We start from the raw sequence: 17,254 nt of genomic DNA, 5'->3' as shown, positions 1-17,254 counted from the left end.
GAATTTACATTGATTTGTATTTCAATACTGCGTGTTACTTAGGCTCGCGCAACAGGTAAAGCATTAACTTCAATGGCGTTTTTGCGATAATGCTGTGAGGCAAATGTGCGTCCATTAGCAACCAAGCGCCAGCTTTTAGTTCCTTCGCCTCTTCCTCTAGCGTGAACGTACATTCTCCTTCGAGTATTTGTGCAATCGCTGGTACTGCTGCAGTATGTTCGCTCATTTCTTCACCTTCGGCGAACCCGAAGATAACACCTCGCAAACGCTCACTTTTGTACACAGGACAACTCGTGATACCTGCTTTGGGGATATCCACTTCATTCGCGAGATCTTCATATAAGGTGTATTCAAACATGATTTAGCTTTCCTTCTTTCTTGCGACAAGCGTTATCGCAGATAGGTTCTTTTCGTGTTTGCGGAAAATCTTACGCATGCCTAACACACGCTTTCTCGCTTGCGGTTTAGTCAGTACGTTTTTCACGATTTTTAAGAACCCACTCAAGCCTTCATCGGCGATAACGCGTTTTGGTTCGAGTAAATGCATTGGAGCAACGGCTTCGAATTCAACGACAAAACCATTCTCTTCCATCAGAGCTTTCCACTCTGCGGGTGTGATGGGTTTGGCGGGGTGCTGAATGGTCTCGGAAACTTCTCTTTGAATTGCGCGCTTTTTATCTTCATCGATAGTATCTGGCGTAATGCACAGTTCATGGATACCGTAACGACCATGAGTTGCGAGGATTCGAGCAGCCTCAGCAATAATTTCGTTTTTACGCGCATCGGATTGCATCGTCAGCATAGCTTCGCCATAAACCACAGAAGCGCATTCTGGCTCTAACCCTGTCTCTTGTGCATTCCCGACATGACAACGTTGGTTTGCACCCTGTAAGTAAGAGCGAACAATCTCCGCTGCCTGCTCATTTTGTTCGATAGCGGTGTAGCTTGCAGGGGATTTTTCCAAGCACAAACGTGCCGTGTAACCCATACCGGGCGCGAATTCGACAACGAGGTCATCACGCGTAATCGCCAACCCTTGTAGCATTTTTTGTGTTAGTTCTTTGCCACCAGGACGCAGCACTTTCTTACCCAGTTGAGCGAGTACCCAGTGTCCCGGTGTTTTTGTCACTTCTCGCCCTTCATTGGGCATCGCTAATCGTTTAGACATAATGACTCCTAAGCAAAGATGGCGACGGGAACAAAAAGAACGACCAGACCGCACAAGGCAACCCATCGAAATACGTGGCTAATACCGTCCATAACTGTTCTCCTTTCTCAGGTTGGATAAGTTGGCACATCAATCAATAATGATTATTATTTGTATCTTATCCCCCAAGTCCGAATTTGCTGCTTGATAATTATCAAGCTAAGGAAAACAGCGTGCCCGGCTCTATTGTTTCGCTCCTTAACGAAGAAGAAAAAACGCAACTCTTTTCAAAACGCTCGCCTTTGCATTGCGATGCAGGACATCAACTGTTTGAACGTGGGGAACCTGCGGAAAATATGTATTTGGTCGAGAGAGGAAAAGTCTCGCTGTTTCGTTTGATGCCAAACGGCGACGAAAAGCTGTTTAGAGTGTTCATGGCGGGAGAAATGATTGCGGAAATGGCGATGTTTATGTCCCCAAGAACCTATCCGATGAGTGCCCGTGTCGATCAGGATACGGAGCTGTCTGTGTTCTACTACCAAGATGTGTTAACGGTGTTTACTCAGTCTCCACAGACTTCATTAAAAGTCATGAACTACATGACCAATCGCATCCACCAGCTGATGGATACCGTGAACATTTTGACGCAAGTAAACGCGAACCAAAGACTGGTGATGAAGCTGGCTGACTTCTATTGTGCTCAATCGAGAAGCGAAGGGAAAATCACATTACCCGTGACAAAAAAGCTGCTCGCAACACAGCTAGGGATGACGCCAGAAACGCTTTCTAGAACGTTCAAAAAACTGAAAAACGATGGTTTTATTACTGAGTGCGAAAGTCATATCACGCTGCTAGACATTCCCGCCATGTGCGAAGCGGTGGAGTTAGCACCAGAAATATTCCAGCGAGATTGAGAGGCAGTCATCAACGGTGTTTGCTGACTTGAACAATCCATCACCACCTAAAAGATGCAAATGAGATGCATTATTAGTTGATAAAGATCAAATCTAAGTGAACAAATCTTGTTCATCATACTGCGATAATAATGATAACCATTCCCACTTGAAGTGCTAAGAGCTTTTATTTTTAGTGCGATTTTTCTAAGGAAATGCAGTATGTCTCTTTTAAAGCCAAGGGTGGCACCTTTTACATTATTGCTGCCAACGCTTATTGCCCCTCTCACCTATGCATCTAGTGATGCCGAACAACAAAAGCCCACGGCAAACACACAAAAAATGGAAACCGTTGTCGTCGTTGCGTCTCGTATGGAACAGTCTATTTCTGACGTCGCAGGTAGTGTGGCGGTTGTCAGCTCAGAAGATATTGAAAAGCAGATGGCAAACAATATCGAAGAAAGCCTACGTTACATACCGGGCGTCAGCATGAATGGCAACTCACGTTTTGGGGCGTCAGATTTCAATGTCCGAGGAATGGACGGAAGCCGGGTTAAAGTTCTAGTCGATGGCGTAGAACAACCCGTCGCTTACGGTTCAGGAGTCAGCGGAACTGTGATGAATGTTCTTGGCAAAGGTCAAGGGCAAGTCGAAGTTGATACGCTCACCGCCATTGAAGTTAACAAAGGTTCGTCTTCAAGTTTGTACGGCAGTGGTGCACTCGGCGGTAGCGTTTTGATGAGAACAAAATCCGCTGATGATCTCCTCCAAGGCGAAGAAGGTCATGCGAGTGTCGACGCAGGGTATCAATCTCGCGACGGCAGTTACAAAGCAACCGTAAACGCGGCTCGCCAGTTTAATGAAGACCTTAAAGGGATGATTATCTTTACTCACCGCGATGGTGACGAACTGGAAACGCATGGCGATGGGGCTGATATCACTGGCGAAGGTCGCGGTAAAGCCGATCCGATGAACTACACATCAAACAACATTTTGTCTAAGTTAGAACTTCAAGCCAGTGAAAAGCATCATTTCGTGTTTACTGGGCAGTACTTCGAACAAGACTCGGATGGGAAAAGTCGTTCTCTAGAAGGCAGCTCTAGTGGCTTCAATAAATATTCTAACTATCATTTCGAGGACACTCAGCGCAGAGGTCGCGTTGGCATTGAGCACACTTGGAATGCTCAATACTCCGCTTTTGATCGCTTAACTTGGCAAGCAAACTGGCAGATTTCGGAAGCGAAAAACACCACAAAAGACACACTGACAAGCGCTTTCCCACCTTTTACCAGCACCGATCGAACCAGACAACGTAACGCGAAGGATACATCGCTCCAGCTGGATGTACAGCTCGATAATTCGTTCGTGCTAGGAAACACAAATCACGACTTTATTTACGGAGCAACCTTAATCGACAGCGAGTTCAAGCTCGAAACTCGTGACACGGATAATAAAGGGAAAGACACCAGTGGCGTTGTTGAAATGCCACCAAAAACTGACGTACGCAAAGCTGGGCTTTTCGCGCAAGATCAGATGTATCTTATGAATGACCGCTTGATTGTAACCACTGGTCTTCGCTACGACATGTTCCAATACCGACCAACCAAAGATCATCGCAATATCAACGGTAACCTAGGTGAATACAAAGATCTCGATACCGATGCAATCACAGGACAATTGGGAGGCGTGTTCCACTTTACCGATACCACCAGCGCCTTCGCTAAATACGCGCGTGGTTTTAAAGCACCAACACCAGAAGAGCTTTACTACAGCTTTGAGCGTAATCCCGTCCCTGGAATGCATGTTGTAGTGCTTGCAAACCCTGATTTGAAGCCCGAATCCAGTGATTCTATTGAACTGGGTGTTCGCCAGAACTATCAAGCGTTGAACTGGGAATTAGCAGCGTACTACAACGATTACAGTGACTTCATTAACTCGACATCTTGGACTGAAGTACACCAAGGTACTCGATACATGTACAGCAAAAACGAGAACATCGACAACGCGAAAATCTACGGTGTGGAATTCTCAAGTGCCCTGCAGCTCGGAGCATTAATGCCTGTACCAAATGGCACTTACTTACGTGTCAGTGGTGCATGGTCCGAAGGTGAGGATAAAGACTCAGGAAAAGCCATAGACAGTGTCGCACCACTGACCGGGGTATTGGGTCTTGGCTTCGACCAAGCCAATGCACTGTACGGTTGGGAAACCACCTTAACGGCTGTTGCTAGCAAAGATGGCAGCGATTGGAGCAATAAAGATAACTTGTCAGCACCTGGCTACGGCATCGTTGATGTTACCGCCTATGCGCAACCAATCAAGAACCTAACCATTCGAGGTGGTGTATTTAACGTATTTGATAAGAAATACTGGAACTACAGCCGTGTGAAAGGGTTAACACCAACGTCCGTTGCAAATTCAGACTCGTTCACTTCGCCAGGTATCAACTTCGGCGTGAACGCGAAATACGTTTTCTAAAGCACATTTATACTATTTAGCCCCTTCTTCTACGGAGGGGCTTTGATTTATCAAACATACCCGTATTTGTTCATGGTATGTAAGGTGAAATACATGAAAAAACTCTTATGTTTGGCACTCGCTTCTTTGGTCACGATGCCCTTGCATGCTGAAGATCGCATGATCAGCGCAGGCTTTGGGGTAACAGAAATCATTTATGCATTAGGCGCGCAAGACAAGCTAGTCGGTGCAGATTTTACCAGTAGACATTTGATTGAAGGCAATGAAGACATCGCACAGTTAGGCTTACATGTTCGTCTCTCTGCTGAAGGAGTAATGGCACTGCGCCCTACCCACTTGATCGGCACTGATGAAATGGGACCACAAACTGCCATCAAACAAATTGCGAAAAGTGGTGTCGAAGTGGTAACAATCCCTTCAGGGCAACATGTCCCTCAGCTGTTGTCTCGAATAGACACTCTGGCAGCAGTCATGGGGCATCCTACTGAAGCCAAGCAGCTAAAACAAAGCGTGACATCAGAAATTGAGAAACTAGAGCACAAACAATGCCAAACCAAGCCAAAAGCTATTTTCTTTATGCTTGACCGCTCTGGAGCAACACGCGTCGGTGGCGCTGATACGGCAATCGACACCATCATTACTCTCGCAGGGGCGATTAATCCTGCACAAGCACACTTTAAAGGCTATCGCTCAACCAGTATGGAAGCGATGTTAGAGATGCAACCCGACTACATTTTAGTGAGTCAAAGAGCGTGGGATATGTATCAGAGTGCGGATAAGATTCTGGACAAGTTGCCGGTTCTAAAATTAACGCCAGCCGGCATCAACAAAAATATCCTTGTCGTACCAAGTGGCGCCTTATTGGGTGGATTTGGGCTAGCAAGTATCGAGGTAGCAAAAGAGCTCAATCAAACGTTTTGCCCTCAATAATCAAGCGTTGCTTAAAAACAAAAAAACAGCTCCTAATGAGCTGTTTTTATTGCTTCTGAAAGCGATATCTAAGTGCAGGTATTACGCCTTCTTCACAAACTGCGCCGTCACCATCATCTCGCCAGCACCATCGACTTTACAATCTAGTTGATGATCTTTGCCGTCTTTAATACGACGAATCACAGCTTTAGTGCCGATCTTCAGCACCAATGAGCTGCCTTTTACTTTTAGATCTTTGGCTAACGTGACCTTATCACCTTCCTGCAGCAAAGTGCCGTTGGCATCTTTCACGTTTACGGCGTCTTCTTCTGCTGCCTGAGTCGGGTTCCACTCGTGTGCGCATTCAGGGCAAACTAAGTGGTCTTGATCTGGATAAACGTATTCCGAGTTACAATTTGGGCAAGGAGGTAAAGACATAAATAATCACGAGCTAATGAATTTGCCAATATGGTAATGGTAATTGCTCACCTTATCGAGCCTATTTGCAAACTATCGTATATATCGAAAAACAAAGCTGATTGAAAACGGCGTCATCTCTTACCCTAGGACAACGCCGTTTGATGCGCCGAACTACATAGACGATTCAAACAAGCCTGTAATACCTTTCAAAGGGAAAAGCCTTGCTTGATCCAACCCTCTCAACGTTACCGTATTGAGGTCGTCAATAAAGAAACGACTGGTCATCGTGTGTTTGCCACCATTAATGAAAATCTCGATGACAGAATGGTCGATATACATCTCAATCGTCTGCTTAGCGTCCAATCTTGGTGCTTTTCGAATGCCACCAAATTCTTCTGCGTACAAGTGCGACATGTGATGACGGTCCAGCACAAACTCGTGCTCTGTCGCACTAAAGACGATGTTGTCACCTTTGAGGTTGCTCAGCTCAAGTTCAAAGCCATCGCCCACAAGGTCTAATTGGATCAAACAACTGGTGCTTTCCAGTGTATGGGATTGTGCAAAGACCACCTCTTCTTTTCTTAAACTTTTCAGCTCAGGGAGCGGAGTTTGAACAAGAAAACCATCTTTCAACGTTAGTTCTCTAGGAAGAGACAGCATTCCTGCCCACTGGTGTGTGACCGATGGCGTGTCGATTTCTGGCAACCCTATCCATGCAATAAGAATGCGACGCCCATTCTCATCTAAATAGGTTTGTGGGGCGTAGAAATCAAACCCATAATCTGGCTGTAAAATATCTTGGTGGTTTTCTAAAGTCATCGACTCTAGGTTCAACTGATCACCCACGATATACGCGACAGAATAGATGTTTTTGAAATCATAAGGATTACTACTGCTCACGCCCTGTGGAGAAAACAGCATCACCGATTGACCATTAATCTCAAAGAAATCAGGACACTCCCACATGTACCCAAGGTCAGAAAACTTGGTCTTGATTGAACCTTTATGCTGCCACGTTTTCAAATCTTTGCTTTGATAGAGCGCCATTGAACCATGTTCAGTTTTGGTTTGAGCACCCACCACCATCAAATAGTCGTCGCCTTTCTTCCAAACTTTTGGATCACGAAAGTGCTCCGTGTAATGTTCGTTCTCAATGACCACACCGTGCTTTTCAATGTTGCCGTCTGAATCCATGGTGGCAAAACACTGTGTTGGGATTCGATTCCAGTTTTGGTCACGCTTGTTGCCAGTAAAAAACAGCAAAGCCTTGTTGTTTTCCACCAAAGCACCGCCCGAATAGACACCATGTGAATCGTAGTCTTGGTCAGGATGAAGACCCACGCCATGATCTTTAAAATGGATGAAGTCTTTAGTAGAAAGGTGGTACCAATACTTCATTCCATGGACTGGTCCCACGGGCGTCCACTGGTAAAAGATGTGGTGCTCACCATTGAAATAGCACAACCCATTTGGGTCATTTAATAGCCCAAATCTAGGGGCGATATGAAAACTAGGAAAGCCTTTATCTTGCTGACGTAAAAGTGTCATTTCTTCGATATCACACTGAGGGATTTGTTCAAGTCGGCGATATCTTTGCTCTACAGTCCAACGGTTGTCTAAGCTCATAATTTTTCTCAACTGAAATTGGATCTGAAGATCATTGCCCAATAAATTGCAGCAATTCTGTCTGGGTTGGAAGCGCGGTCATTGCGCCTTTTTGCGTCGTCGCTAATGCACCACAGCCATTTGCCCATTGAGTCGCAGAGCTAACAACAGGATGATTTTTCCAATCGTCATGTTGAGACAGACATGCCAGTAGCCCTCCGACAAAAGCATCACCCGCACCTGTGGTATCAATCGGACTAACGACTTGACCTGCGATCAGCTCACTCTGACTTTCAAAGACGCGCCAAACGCCTTTCGCACCTTGTGTCACCAAGACCAAAGCAATATTCAAAGCGGCTATTTGTTGTAAACCTTGTGCCATCGATGTTGAGTCAGTTAAGAACAAAAGCTCCTCTTCAGAGAACTTAACCACATCAGCCATCGCTACAGCCTTCATTACGACAGCTTGGATTTCTGATTGATCTTGCCACACTTCATCACGCAAGTTAGGGTCAAAGCTAATGAAACCACCAGCGGCTTTTGCTCTTTTAATCGCCTCAAATGTGCTGCTTCGACTTGGCTCATTTGCCAGTGAAATCGAGCAAACATGTAACCAGTCACCTTGCTTAAAGTTTGGGATGTCTTCAACAGACATAAACTGATCAGCGCTCGGTTTTACCATAAACGTAAAGCTGCGCTCACCTTGATCGTCTAAATCCACCACCACTGTTGATGTTCTTTGCTCAGGATCTTTAACGAGAAACTCCGTGCACACGCCCTCGTGATCCAGAGTTGATTTCATAAAGCGACCAAATGGGTCATCACCCACACGTCCAAAAAACGCACTCTTACCAGATAGACGAGCAATTGCTACGGCGACATTCGCTGGTGCACCACCGGGACATTTGAGTAAAGAAGTCTCAGATTCCGGTATTAGATCGACAACAGCATCACCAGTTACCCACACTTGATTCATCTTGCTTACCTTAAAATTAAAGCCCTGATAGTCCAACGTGTTGAACACCTTCACTACCAAGTAAAAATTGAAAAAGGCTAGCCAAGCCATTAGTGCTTGGCTAGCACCCCAAACATTTAGGAAAAGAAGTGGATTTTGGGGGACTCCACCCTTAAGGAGTTCAGATTAAGCCGTTGCTTTTTTACCGACTTTAGCGCGGTCACGCATACCAAGAACAATGGTGAGAACAAATGCGGTCAAGAACGCGATCACCATACCCGCGATGTAGTAACCAATCTTATCCGGCGTGATGGAAATGATGCCTGGAAGACCAGCTGCCCCCAATGCCTGAGCTTTCACATTAAACATTGTGATGAACGCACTTGATAACGCCGCAGCGCAAACTGCCGCAATAAATGGGTAACGTAGTTTTAAGTTAACACCAAACATGGCTGGTTCTGTAATACCCAGCAAACCCGTGACACCCGATGGAATCGCAATACCTTTCATCTTCTTATCTTTACTCATCACGCCCACCGCCAACGCTGCTGCGCCTTGAGAAACGTTAGACATTGCCGCAATAGGAAAGATAAAGGTGCCGCCCGTCGTCGCAATATCCGCAAGAAGTTGCGTTTCAATCGCAATGAAGCTGTGATGCATACCGGTAATAACAAACGGAGCATAGATAAGACCAAATACCGCACCACCAACAAAGCCAGCTGTGTTGTATAGCCAGTTCAGACCATCACCCAATAGGAAACCGATATCACGCGTGAATGGACCGACGACAGTAAACGTCAATAAGCCCGTAATGAAAATCGCAAGTAGCGGCGTTAAGAGGTTATCTAAAACAGAAGGAATGACCTTGCGCAGACCTAACTCAACCTTCGCAAGAATGAATGCCGATACCAAAACCGGTAACACCGAACCTTGGTAGCCCACTTTTTGAATTTCAAAGCCAAGAATATTCCAAACCGGAATGTTGCCAGATACCGCAGCCCCCCCCGAAGCCCCACCCGTTAAGTAATTCTGGGTGAACCATCAACATACCTAGCGCCGCCCCTAAATATGGGTTACCGCCAAACTTCTTACTGGCTGAAAATGCCAGCAGAATAGGCAGGTAAACAAACGGAGCATTCGCAAACGTGTTGATCATGTTCGCCAAGTCTGTCAGTCCTGGGTTGGCATCAATCAAAGATTTGCCATCAATAAACAAGCCTTGGGCAGTCAATAGGTTATAGATACCCATCAACAAACCGCCAGCGACGATTGCGGGAATGATTGGAACGAAAATATCAGACAGCCCTTTCACCGCGCGCTGAACGATGTTTTGTTTCTCTGCGCCAGCAGACGCAACGTCGTTGGTGGACATTTCACTCATTCCCGTCAACTTCGCCATTTCTGCATAAACTTGGTTTACGATGCCTGATCCAAAAATGATTTGGTACTGACCCGCAACTTTGAACTGCCCTTTTACCCCTTCAAGGCTATCAATCGCTTGTTCATCTATTTTTTGCTCATCTGCAACGGCAAGGCGTAAGCGTGTCGCACAATGCGCAAGTGCGGTGATGTTGCTTTTACCACCTAATAGAGTTAACAACTCTTTTGCTACTGCCGGATAATTCATTTCATACCCCATTGGATTATTATCTGAGCTTGCGAAATTTTCGGGAACGTTTGCAAAACAGATTTTTGCTCAATAAAACCAAATGATCAAAGATAAAGCAGAGAGAATGTGAGAATGATCGTCAAATTCTCTCCCTAAGAGCAGTATAGGAGGTTAGAATCGCTACTTATCAAAGAGATTTTCATCTTCTCTTTGCAAACAATCCCAAAAACGAAAAACAGAATGGATAGGAACAATGGCGAGTCTGCATGATGTCGCCCGTCTGGCTGGCGTATCAAAATCAACAGTGTCACGGGTTATAAACGATGAGTATGGCGTAAAAGAAGCGACAAAACAAAAGGTCCGCCAAGCAGTAGCGGAGTGTGGCTATGTGCCGAACCAAGTCGCTAAAGATCTAAAATCTCAAAAGACCAATCTGGTTGGTGTCATTGTTCCTCGGGTTTCCTCTCATGCCACATCCCAAGGTGTCGATGGATTAACCGATGTCCTTGAAAAAGCTGGGAAACATGTCTTACTTGCTAGCACTCACCAAGCCCACGAAAAAGAACTGGAATACATTCAGATCTTTAACCAAAAACGGGTTGAAGGGATCATTCTTTACGCCACCCACCTCGATTCCAAGCTGGTAAAAGCAATTCAAAACTCAGCTGTCCCAGTTGTGCTCGTCGGTCAAGATGGTTCCATGTTTAATATTCCAAGCATCATTCATGATGACGCACGAGTAGGGTTTGAAGCGGGAAATAGACTGGTTGCAAAAGGTTGCCAAACCATGGGTTTTATTGGTGTGCAAGGTGACGATATCGCGGTAGATAAGCAACGCTCTGAAGGATTTGTTCAAGCACTACAACACCATGGTTTTGAGCTCGCCTTCCATGCTCGTGGTGACTTTACAATCGATTCTGGCTATTCATTGGCAAAACAACACTTAACAAAGAACCCTAAGCTAGATGGCTTGTTCTGTGCGACAGACCGTATTGCTATCGGTGCGATGAGAGCGATTCAAGAGCTCGGGTTAACACCGGGTAAAGACGTTTTAGTGCTAGGAGTTGGTGATGATGAGCTCGCATCAGTGTGCACCCCAACCTTATCAACATTTAACTATGCATTTGATAAAGCAGGGGAAAATGGTGCGAAACTGTTACTAGATAGAATCGCCAACAGAAGTTTTGAAATGAGTAAGATGGTACTAACCTTCAAAACAATTGAGCGTCAGTCCTGTTAATGAAAAAGCGCCAACTGAAATCAGTTGGCGCTTTTCTTATTACTCTTTGTCGGTTAAAGCCCTTTAGAACCAAGTTTCCATTTGCAGTGCAAACAGAACTTCACCACCATCACCCATCGTTGCAGCGCCCGCATCCTGGCTAATCGAGTAGCCATTCAAGTCTTCGCTCCAATCAACGTAGCTAACTGCAAAACGTAGCTCCGGACGGTCAAAGAAACCTGCTGCGGTAGACATCTTAAGCGTTGGTGCAATTGTCGCTTTGTAAAAACTGCCACTTGCTTTATCAATCGCATTGTCTAGGTCCATGTATTGGTATGAGCCTTCATAAACCATCTCAAAGTTTTGTGTAAACTCTTGCGCTAAGCGGATGTTGAACGATGCCCAAGTAAATTCATCATTTTTAGCAAAGCGATCTTGGCTATGTTCTGCTAGCAACGCAGGTGCTACACGCCAGTTGTCGCCGATGCGTGTTACACCATAACTGAACAAACGTACGGCTTTTGCGTCTTCTAACAAATCACCGTTTGAACCAATGCCTTTAAGTTCCGCACCCAGTCCATCACCCATCAAAATACCGGTTTTAGAGAAGCCTTCACTCATGCCAAAGAAGTTATCGCCATGGTAAGCAAACATCGCATGTAAACCTTTGTCTGCTGCACCTTCTACGCGATCATTGTTATCAGCAGACGTCATGCCGCTCAGCATCAATTGCCAATTACCAAAACGGTTGTTCATTGTCGCGATATAGTTTTCAACATCAGTTGACGAGCTATCAATCTCACCAAAATCACGACCATAGATCGAGAAGTTTGCTTTCCATGAATCGTTCATTTGGACGTCATACACGCCAGCACCAGTACCAGATAGGAAAACGATATCCGAGTCAAAGAAGTGAATGTCAAAGTTATCACGGTCAAATCGTTTACCTGCCCAAAACGTTGCGTCAGCAAACGCACTTGATTCAGAGAACATGCTCAACTTGTTTAGCTCAGCATATACCTGACGAACGTTTAATTGACTCTCACTCGCTGTCCATTCGTTATTGGTTTCCGTACTATCTGCCAACATGATTCGGAACAATGCGCTGGAACCATCATCTGCAAAGCGTTTGTGAATAAGGTTTGCTTCCACATAATGATCATCCTCAACCCCTAATCGTCCAATTGGCGCGCCAATAGCACCAGCTGCCGTCATGTAAGGACCAGTACCCACTGCACCATTCAGATCATCATTAACGAGCAGCCCGGAACGAGCGTAGCCATGAAACTCAAAGCTTGAGGCTTTCTCATTTGCTTCTGTGGATACTTTTTCTGTCTGTTCAAGTCTCTGTTCTAATTCATTAATTCGCTTTTCAAGAGCGTCAACATCTGTTGTTGCGAATGCAGGTGCTGTAACCAGCCCAAGCGCTACTGCCATCGTCAAAGTGTGTAGTTTCATTTCCATAGTCTCACGTAAATTTATACTTAGGTTATTTGCAAACGTTCCCAAGTAAAATTGCAAACTTATGGTGACTTTAAATACCTATCTAAAGTCTGAATTTCAGAGCGCTCAGACTCAGAGCGTCTCTACCACTTGTATCAATGGGGCGATAATATACAAACTTTTCGGGAACGTTACCGAACAAAAATGATTTTGTTAGCTGTATCACGTCCGGGGGCATTATTTACATAAAAATCATTAACCAGCGCACATTCCATTGATTGAAGCTATATAAACGAGGAATTGGTATAGCGGTGACCAAGCAGAGATAAGAAGATCATCCCATGTTGTCCTCGCCTTCTTAGTAGATTAGAGATGAGATGAGTTAAGAAAAAGCCAGATTCGACGCTCTGGCTTTGTTGTATTACCTTTTCAAGACCTTGAGTGCGGTTTGATGCTACGACCTGCGAGCTCCCTATTAATTCAGATCACTCCGTTCAGCGAGGACCTCCTTGAACGCAAACATTCCGTTTAATGCCGCAGGAAAACCTGCATAAACCGACATTTGCAGTAAGACTTCTTTTATCTCTTCTGCTGTACACCCAACATTCAATGCTGCATTTAAGTGTACTTTTAACTGCGGCTGACAGTGCCCCAATGCTGTTAATGCCGCAACCGTCGCGATTTCACGCGATTTGATATCCAGTGCAGGTCGCGAGTAAATATCTCCGAACGGGTATTCAATGGTGAACTTGGCTAAGTCCGGACAGATATCTTGCAGACTATCAATAACGTTATGCCCTGCCTCACCATCGATGTCTGAAAGCAGTTTTAATCCTTGATCAAAGCGTGACGATGACATGTTGATGCTCCTTTTGTATGAATCTAGGAACACTCTACAAGTTAGAGTTAACTCTAAGTCAACGAACTTTTCCTTGCTTATACAAATCTATTTTTGCTTCTAGCGCTGCAAGGTGTTGCTTCTGTAACTCTATGTATTCAGTCAGTTTTTCTTGATGTTTCTCTAGCAATACCTGACGCTCTTCAATCGTGCTCTCGCCTACTTCACGTAAATCTGCGTACTTAAGGATCTCTTCAAGCGGCATCGCGGTGTCTTTCAAACGTTTGACGAACTCGATCCAAGACAAGTCTTTGGCGCTATACATCCTATGTCCACTGGGGGATCTTTGAATATTCTTCAATAAACCAATTTTTTCATAATATCTGAGTGTATGAGGCGACAGTTCAACACGCTTCGAAAACTCACTCATGTTCATGCTCATTTCCCTACTTAAATTGCTGTATACCCAAGTAATCTCAAGGTGCTAGGTTCAGCAAGAATGACTTGGTTTGAAGGCGAGGCAACAATTTGAAGCTCTAGTGGTTCTAAATCAAAAATCGTTAACGAAACATACGAACCAAGGCAACTCGCCCTTCAAAGCACCTGTGCTATAAAGGCACTCAAATTTTCAATAGCTTTAATCATATAGAAAGAAGCGATGATCCAACAAATTAGGTAGCCTAAACTCAACCTTCTTGATGAAAACGCCAAGTAACAAGACATTGAAAACCATACCGTAGGACTCGACATGGAACGTCAAAAGCATCGGCTATCAATTTGTTTGACCGCTAGCATTACCGCACTGGTCTGTATTCTACTTCTACCGCTATCGGACAACATGAAGCTGTTTTCAATCTTAGCCGTAGAGAGCGTCATTGCGTTCAGCTACAACTGGAAGCAAAGCGTTTCAAAACCAAAAGAATAATCTGGCTTATACGGCTTATACCATTGCGATCCACACAAAAAAGGCGCTGTATATACAGCGCCTTAACTCTTTATGTGATCTTATCCGTTATGGTTTAAACCGTTGGGATAGATGCACGCCATGCTTGGTTTTGGCTATCAGCAATTGAGCGGAACAGCTCACGCAACTCTTTTAGCAACCCTTCTTGGAAGCCGACGTTTTCGTCTGCTGTCTGTTTAGCTGCTTGTGCGCGTGTCGCTAGAACTTCGTCTTCTTTACTACGAGCTTGAGCTTTGGTTTGCTCTACGTTTGACGCAGAGTTTGCCATTTGAGTCAGAGCTTGAATGACTGAGTTCGTCGCTTGGTTGTTGCCCATTTGCTTATCAAACTTACGTCCGTAAGCCGTGGTATCCGCTTTGATATGATCCATATCGGTACGAATCATATTTGCTTCGCGGTGCATTTCCCCACGTTTTACTTTCGCGCCTTCAAAGCCTTTGGTGTTTTTGATCTCAGCCATTTTGGCATCTAAGTTCGCTTGTTGCCCCTTAAATGCTTTGTTACCAGCGGCTTCTTGTTTGATCTTCTTACCTGCTTTCATTGAGCCAACTGCGCCCATGATTGCAGTAACACCCGCCATAACACCAGAGATAACCGCCATTGCGATCATCGCTTTGGCTGAGTTGTTAAGCTCTTGTGCTTGGCTCTTAAGGCTTGCTACGTTTGCTTCAACGGCAATTTCACGCTGCAGCACTTGCTGCTCACGGCTTAACTTAGACACTTGGTAAAGCAGGCTAAGTAGAGACAGTGACTGTGAAACGGCATCCGACGGAGATTTAATGACCTGCTCACCGTTTAGGGCTTTTTCTGTCGTCTGCATTAGCAGATTCACAGTTGGCGCCAATGCGCTCATCAGCTTTTCAACTACTCGAGCTTGATCGCCGATTGCAGGTGCTTTTGGACCATCCAATTGGTAATGTTTAGGACCTGATACTGCCGCCTCGCTGTTACCACGGATTGCCGCAGCTTCCGTTTTTGTCTCAGGCGCTTTTTCAGCCTTAGTGGTTTTACCTAGCTCGCCCAAACCGTAAAGATCTGCACGTCCAGTATTGCCAATTTTATCTAACATAAACGCTCCTTAAACCGTCGCTGGACGGCTCATCACCGCTTGCATCGTTTCGCCTTTCGCCTGAATCATCTGCATGATGACACTCATTAGCTCTTGGAAATCTTCCATCAGCTTAGCGATCTCTTCTTTAAGCTTGTCGATAACCGCTTGGCTAAGGGTCATCTTCGCTCGAAGGCTTGTGATGTCAGCTTGGATTTCTGTAACATCTGCGTTATCAGACGCATGAACCGCATCAGTGACCCCCTTACCAACGTTGACAGTAAGGTCGACGGTTTCTGCACCAAAACGGATTGCTTTCGCAGTCGTAGTCGCAGCTTTAGAGCCCATATCTGCGATCTTCGCCATGTTCGCTGCTGCTTTGGTCGCAATATCAGTGACTTTCTGTGCAATCTTACCTGCACTCTTCGCCGCCAATTTCGCGATACCACCTGCAGCTGCACCGCCAAAGGTGACGATTGCCCCGATAACTGCTACGGCAATCTCTAAAGCCATCACGACTTTGTTGAGAGCATCGACATTAATGCCAGCCTCTTTCATCGCGTCTTGTACAGCTGGCTCTTGTAGAACCATGCTAACCGCGCCCATCACGCCGCCCGCAATCATTAATGCGCCTGCTGCCGCACCAACACCAGTAGCCACCATGATGGCACCAACGACAATAGAGACAACAGCACTGATCCAACCAAAGATCTTAGAGGCTAAACCTGACTTTTGAGCTTCTTTTGCCGCAGCTTCAGACTCTTTGATCTTCTCTTGGTTTTCTGCCATTTCTTGCTCGTGCTTCGCTTTCGCTACTTTCACTTCCTGAATTTTAAGCTCGTTTTGAGCGCTCTTCAGTTTGTCTGTGATTGCAGCCAGCTCTACTTCAAAATCATCCGCAGAACCTGCGATGATTCTCACTGCTAGCGAGCCCGTATTGTCGGCAACCGCATGCAAAACCTTGGCAATCGAGTCTACGATTTTTTGTAGCTGAGCCATGGCTTTCAGCGTAAGTTCATTAACCTTATCGCTTACTGCGGCATTAGGTGCATCAAGCTGAACTTTAACTTTACCAGTGTTCAATGCTTCAGCATCTTTACCTTTTACGTTTTCAACGGTTACAGAAGGTGACGCATGAGATGCGGTCTTCGTTACCTTGTCTAACGTAGTTTGGCCAGAATCAGGTGTGTATACCTGGCTCTGAGTGCGGTCAAGTGCAATAGAATTCATATTCTAGTTACTCCTTTTGTTTCTCACCGCTTCTAACATGATGTCTGCTCGTTGATGCAAGTCTGCATACTCTGATTTCCCGGCAGACATCTCCTTCGCGCTGTAAAACCCACTCTCTGCTTCTGTCAATTGCTCAAGCTTAAGGTGACATTCTGCAGAGTGGAAAGGTGGGCGTGGATCATTAATATCCACAAGCGCAGCGTAGCTGTAGGCGTCAATCGCCTGCAGGTACTCACCCAGTTCCTGACGAGCGGCTCCCAAACCAATAAAAAAGCGCGCTTGGTAATGATCAAGCATGCTAAGTAGTTGGAAAACCTTAGCGGCCTGCTCTACCTTGCCTGATTGGAAAAAGTTGTATCCAACCGCGTAAATGTGCTCGATAGTATCTGCCGATACGTCGTGCAGCATTTTTAACGTTCCCCCATCCTCTAGAAACGAAAGTAGTTCCTCTGCTTGCATTTGAGATGGGTCAGTTGCCGCGTTTTGTGTAGTCATG

16 protein-coding genes and 1 pseudogene are annotated in these 17,254 nt (G+C 45.4%); 5 read left to right on the top strand and 12 right to left on the bottom strand.

All coding sequences use genetic code 11. The features are described from left to right. Positions 1-34: 34 nt before the first annotated feature. Positions 35-358, bottom strand: a complete 324-nt coding sequence (locus NL647_RS12160) for a cupin domain-containing protein (protein ID WP_050921699.1) — start codon at positions 356-358, stop codon at positions 35-37. 3 nt (positions 359-361) lie between these two features. Next, a complete protein-coding gene (locus NL647_RS12155) occupies positions 362-1,168 on the bottom strand; it encodes a class I SAM-dependent methyltransferase (protein ID WP_253650198.1) in 807 nt (268 codons plus the stop codon). Between the two features lie 212 nt (positions 1,169-1,380). Here NL647_RS12155 and NL647_RS12150 point away from each other — a divergent pair, with 212 nt between their 5' ends. The 3 genes from NL647_RS12150 (at position 1,381) to NL647_RS12140 (ending at position 5,448) form a co-directional block, all read left to right on the top strand. Further along, positions 1,381-2,061, top strand: a complete 681-nt coding sequence (locus NL647_RS12150) for a Crp/Fnr family transcriptional regulator (protein WP_050921074.1) — start codon at positions 1,381-1,383, stop codon at positions 2,059-2,061. Between the two features lie 201 nt (positions 2,062-2,262). After that, positions 2,263-4,518: a TonB-dependent hemoglobin/transferrin/lactoferrin family receptor gene (locus tag NL647_RS12145; RefSeq protein WP_253650197.1), complete on the top strand. Its 2,256-nt coding sequence runs from the start codon at positions 2,263-2,265 to the stop codon at positions 4,516-4,518. 93 nt (positions 4,519-4,611) lie between these two features. After that, the gene (locus NL647_RS12140) at positions 4,612-5,448 is read left to right on the top strand and encodes a hemin ABC transporter substrate-binding protein (protein ID WP_049535749.1); all 837 of its coding nucleotides are present in this window, start codon (positions 4,612-4,614) and stop codon (positions 5,446-5,448) included. A gap of 81 nt (positions 5,449-5,529) precedes the next feature. On the opposite strand, the gene NL647_RS12135 is transcribed toward NL647_RS12140, so the two are convergent. The 4 genes and pseudogenes from NL647_RS12135 to NL647_RS12120 all read right to left on the bottom strand — a co-directional run bounded on the left by NL647_RS12135 (position 5,530) and on the right by NL647_RS12120 (position 10,034). Continuing rightward, positions 5,530-5,865, bottom strand: a complete 336-nt coding sequence (locus NL647_RS12135; RefSeq protein ID WP_005450215.1) for a zinc ribbon domain-containing protein YjdM — start codon at positions 5,863-5,865, stop codon at positions 5,530-5,532. Positions 5,866-6,018: 153 nt separating this feature from the next. Further along, the gene (locus NL647_RS12130; protein WP_239923854.1) at positions 6,019-7,473 is read right to left on the bottom strand and encodes a sucrose-6-phosphate hydrolase; all 1,455 of its coding nucleotides are present in this window, start codon (positions 7,471-7,473) and stop codon (positions 6,019-6,021) included. Between the two features lie 31 nt (positions 7,474-7,504). Next, complete coding sequence (locus NL647_RS12125; protein WP_253650196.1) at positions 7,505-8,428, bottom strand: aminoimidazole riboside kinase; 924 nt, start codon at positions 8,426-8,428, stop codon at positions 7,505-7,507. Between the two features lie 165 nt (positions 8,429-8,593). Next, a pseudogene (locus NL647_RS12120) lies at positions 8,594-10,034 on the bottom strand (sucrose-specific PTS transporter subunit IIBC). A gap of 235 nt (positions 10,035-10,269) precedes the next feature. Between NL647_RS12120 and NL647_RS12115 the strand changes: the two are divergent. Continuing rightward, positions 10,270-11,256 (top strand): LacI family DNA-binding transcriptional regulator, encoded by a 987-nt coding sequence (locus NL647_RS12115; RefSeq protein WP_009698245.1) that lies wholly within the window; start codon positions 10,270-10,272, stop codon positions 11,254-11,256. 63 nt (positions 11,257-11,319) lie between these two features. Here the strand turns inward: NL647_RS12115 and NL647_RS12110 are convergent, their stop codons facing one another. From NL647_RS12110 to NL647_RS12100, 3 genes are all read right to left on the bottom strand, one after another. Further along, complete coding sequence (locus NL647_RS12110) at positions 11,320-12,693, bottom strand: carbohydrate porin (protein ID WP_253650302.1); 1,374 nt, start codon at positions 12,691-12,693, stop codon at positions 11,320-11,322. Positions 12,694-13,153: 460 nt separating this feature from the next. After that, positions 13,154-13,537: a carboxymuconolactone decarboxylase family protein gene (locus NL647_RS12105; protein WP_009698247.1), complete on the bottom strand. Its 384-nt coding sequence runs from the start codon at positions 13,535-13,537 to the stop codon at positions 13,154-13,156. Positions 13,538-13,595: 58 nt separating this feature from the next. Then, the gene (locus NL647_RS12100) at positions 13,596-13,952 is read right to left on the bottom strand and encodes a MerR family transcriptional regulator (RefSeq protein WP_253650195.1); all 357 of its coding nucleotides are present in this window, start codon (positions 13,950-13,952) and stop codon (positions 13,596-13,598) included. 312 nt (positions 13,953-14,264) lie between these two features. Between NL647_RS12100 and NL647_RS12095 the strand changes: the two genes are divergently transcribed. Further along, positions 14,265-14,441 (top strand): hypothetical protein, encoded by a 177-nt coding sequence (locus NL647_RS12095; RefSeq protein WP_173364789.1) that lies wholly within the window; start codon positions 14,265-14,267, stop codon positions 14,439-14,441. Positions 14,442-14,535: 94 nt separating this feature from the next. On the opposite strand, the gene vopD is transcribed toward NL647_RS12095, so the two are convergent. From vopD to vcrH, 3 genes are read right to left on the bottom strand one after another with little or no spacing between them, the layout of a single operon-like run. Further along, complete coding sequence (gene vopD, locus NL647_RS12090) at positions 14,536-15,549, bottom strand: type III secretion system translocon subunit VopD (RefSeq protein ID WP_050925106.1); 1,014 nt, start codon at positions 15,547-15,549, stop codon at positions 14,536-14,538. A 9-nt stretch (positions 15,550-15,558) separates the two neighbouring features. Then, a complete protein-coding gene (gene vopB, locus NL647_RS12085) occupies positions 15,559-16,758 on the bottom strand; it encodes a type III secretion system translocon subunit VopB (protein ID WP_017819092.1) in 1,200 nt (399 codons plus the stop codon). A 3-nt stretch (positions 16,759-16,761) separates the two neighbouring features. Then, positions 16,762-17,253 carry a SycD/LcrH family type III secretion system chaperone VcrH gene (vcrH, locus tag NL647_RS12080; protein ID WP_005450229.1) on the bottom strand — a complete coding sequence of 164 codons (492 nt, stop codon included), beginning with the start codon at positions 17,251-17,253 and terminating at the stop codon, positions 16,762-16,764. Position 17,254: the final 1 nt, after the last annotated feature.

Origin of the sequence: Vibrio sp. Y29_XK_CS5 (assembly GCF_024181835.1) — a bacterium.
Classification (GTDB): domain Bacteria; phylum Pseudomonadota; class Gammaproteobacteria; order Enterobacterales; family Vibrionaceae; genus Vibrio; species Vibrio harveyi.
This window is presented reverse-complemented; position numbering and strand designations above follow the sequence as displayed.

What these genes read in the sequence shown, in the direction of transcription:
- NL647_RS12135 (WP_005450215.1), bottom strand. Translation starts at nt 5,865, where the DNA reads ATGTCTTTACCTCCTTGCCCAAATTGTAACTCGGAATACGTTTATCCA.
- NL647_RS12100 (WP_253650195.1), bottom strand. Translation starts at nt 13,952, where the DNA reads ATGAACATGAGTGAGTTTTCGAAGCGTGTTGAACTGTCGCCTCATACA.
- NL647_RS12115 (WP_009698245.1), top strand. Translation starts at nt 10,270, where the DNA reads ATGGCGAGTCTGCATGATGTCGCCCGTCTGGCTGGCGTATCAAAATCA.
- vcrH (WP_005450229.1), bottom strand. Translation starts at nt 17,253, where the DNA reads ATGACTACACAAAACGCGGCAACTGACCCATCTCAAATGCAAGCAGAG.
- NL647_RS12095 (WP_173364789.1), top strand. Translation starts at nt 14,265, where the DNA reads ATGGAACGTCAAAAGCATCGGCTATCAATTTGTTTGACCGCTAGCATT.
- NL647_RS12125 (WP_253650196.1), bottom strand. Translation starts at nt 8,428, where the DNA reads ATGAATCAAGTGTGGGTAACTGGTGATGCTGTTGTCGATCTAATACCG.
- NL647_RS12160 (WP_050921699.1), bottom strand. Translation starts at nt 358, where the DNA reads ATGTTTGAATACACCTTATATGAAGATCTCGCGAATGAAGTGGATATC.
- vopB (WP_017819092.1), bottom strand. Translation starts at nt 16,758, where the DNA reads ATGAATTCTATTGCACTTGACCGCACTCAGAGCCAGGTATACACACCT.
- vopD (WP_050925106.1), bottom strand. Translation starts at nt 15,549, where the DNA reads ATGTTAGATAAAATTGGCAATACTGGACGTGCAGATCTTTACGGTTTG.
- NL647_RS12155 (WP_253650198.1), bottom strand. Translation starts at nt 1,168, where the DNA reads ATGTCTAAACGATTAGCGATGCCCAATGAAGGGCGAGAAGTGACAAAA.
- NL647_RS12130 (WP_239923854.1), bottom strand. Translation starts at nt 7,473, where the DNA reads ATGAGCTTAGACAACCGTTGGACTGTAGAGCAAAGATATCGCCGACTT.
- NL647_RS12105 (WP_009698247.1), bottom strand. Translation starts at nt 13,537, where the DNA reads ATGTCATCGTCACGCTTTGATCAAGGATTAAAACTGCTTTCAGACATC.
- NL647_RS12140 (WP_049535749.1), top strand. Translation starts at nt 4,612, where the DNA reads ATGAAAAAACTCTTATGTTTGGCACTCGCTTCTTTGGTCACGATGCCC.
- NL647_RS12145 (WP_253650197.1), top strand. Translation starts at nt 2,263, where the DNA reads ATGTCTCTTTTAAAGCCAAGGGTGGCACCTTTTACATTATTGCTGCCA.
- NL647_RS12110 (WP_253650302.1), bottom strand. Translation starts at nt 12,693, where the DNA reads ATGAAACTACACACTTTGACGATGGCAGTAGCGCTTGGGCTGGTTACA.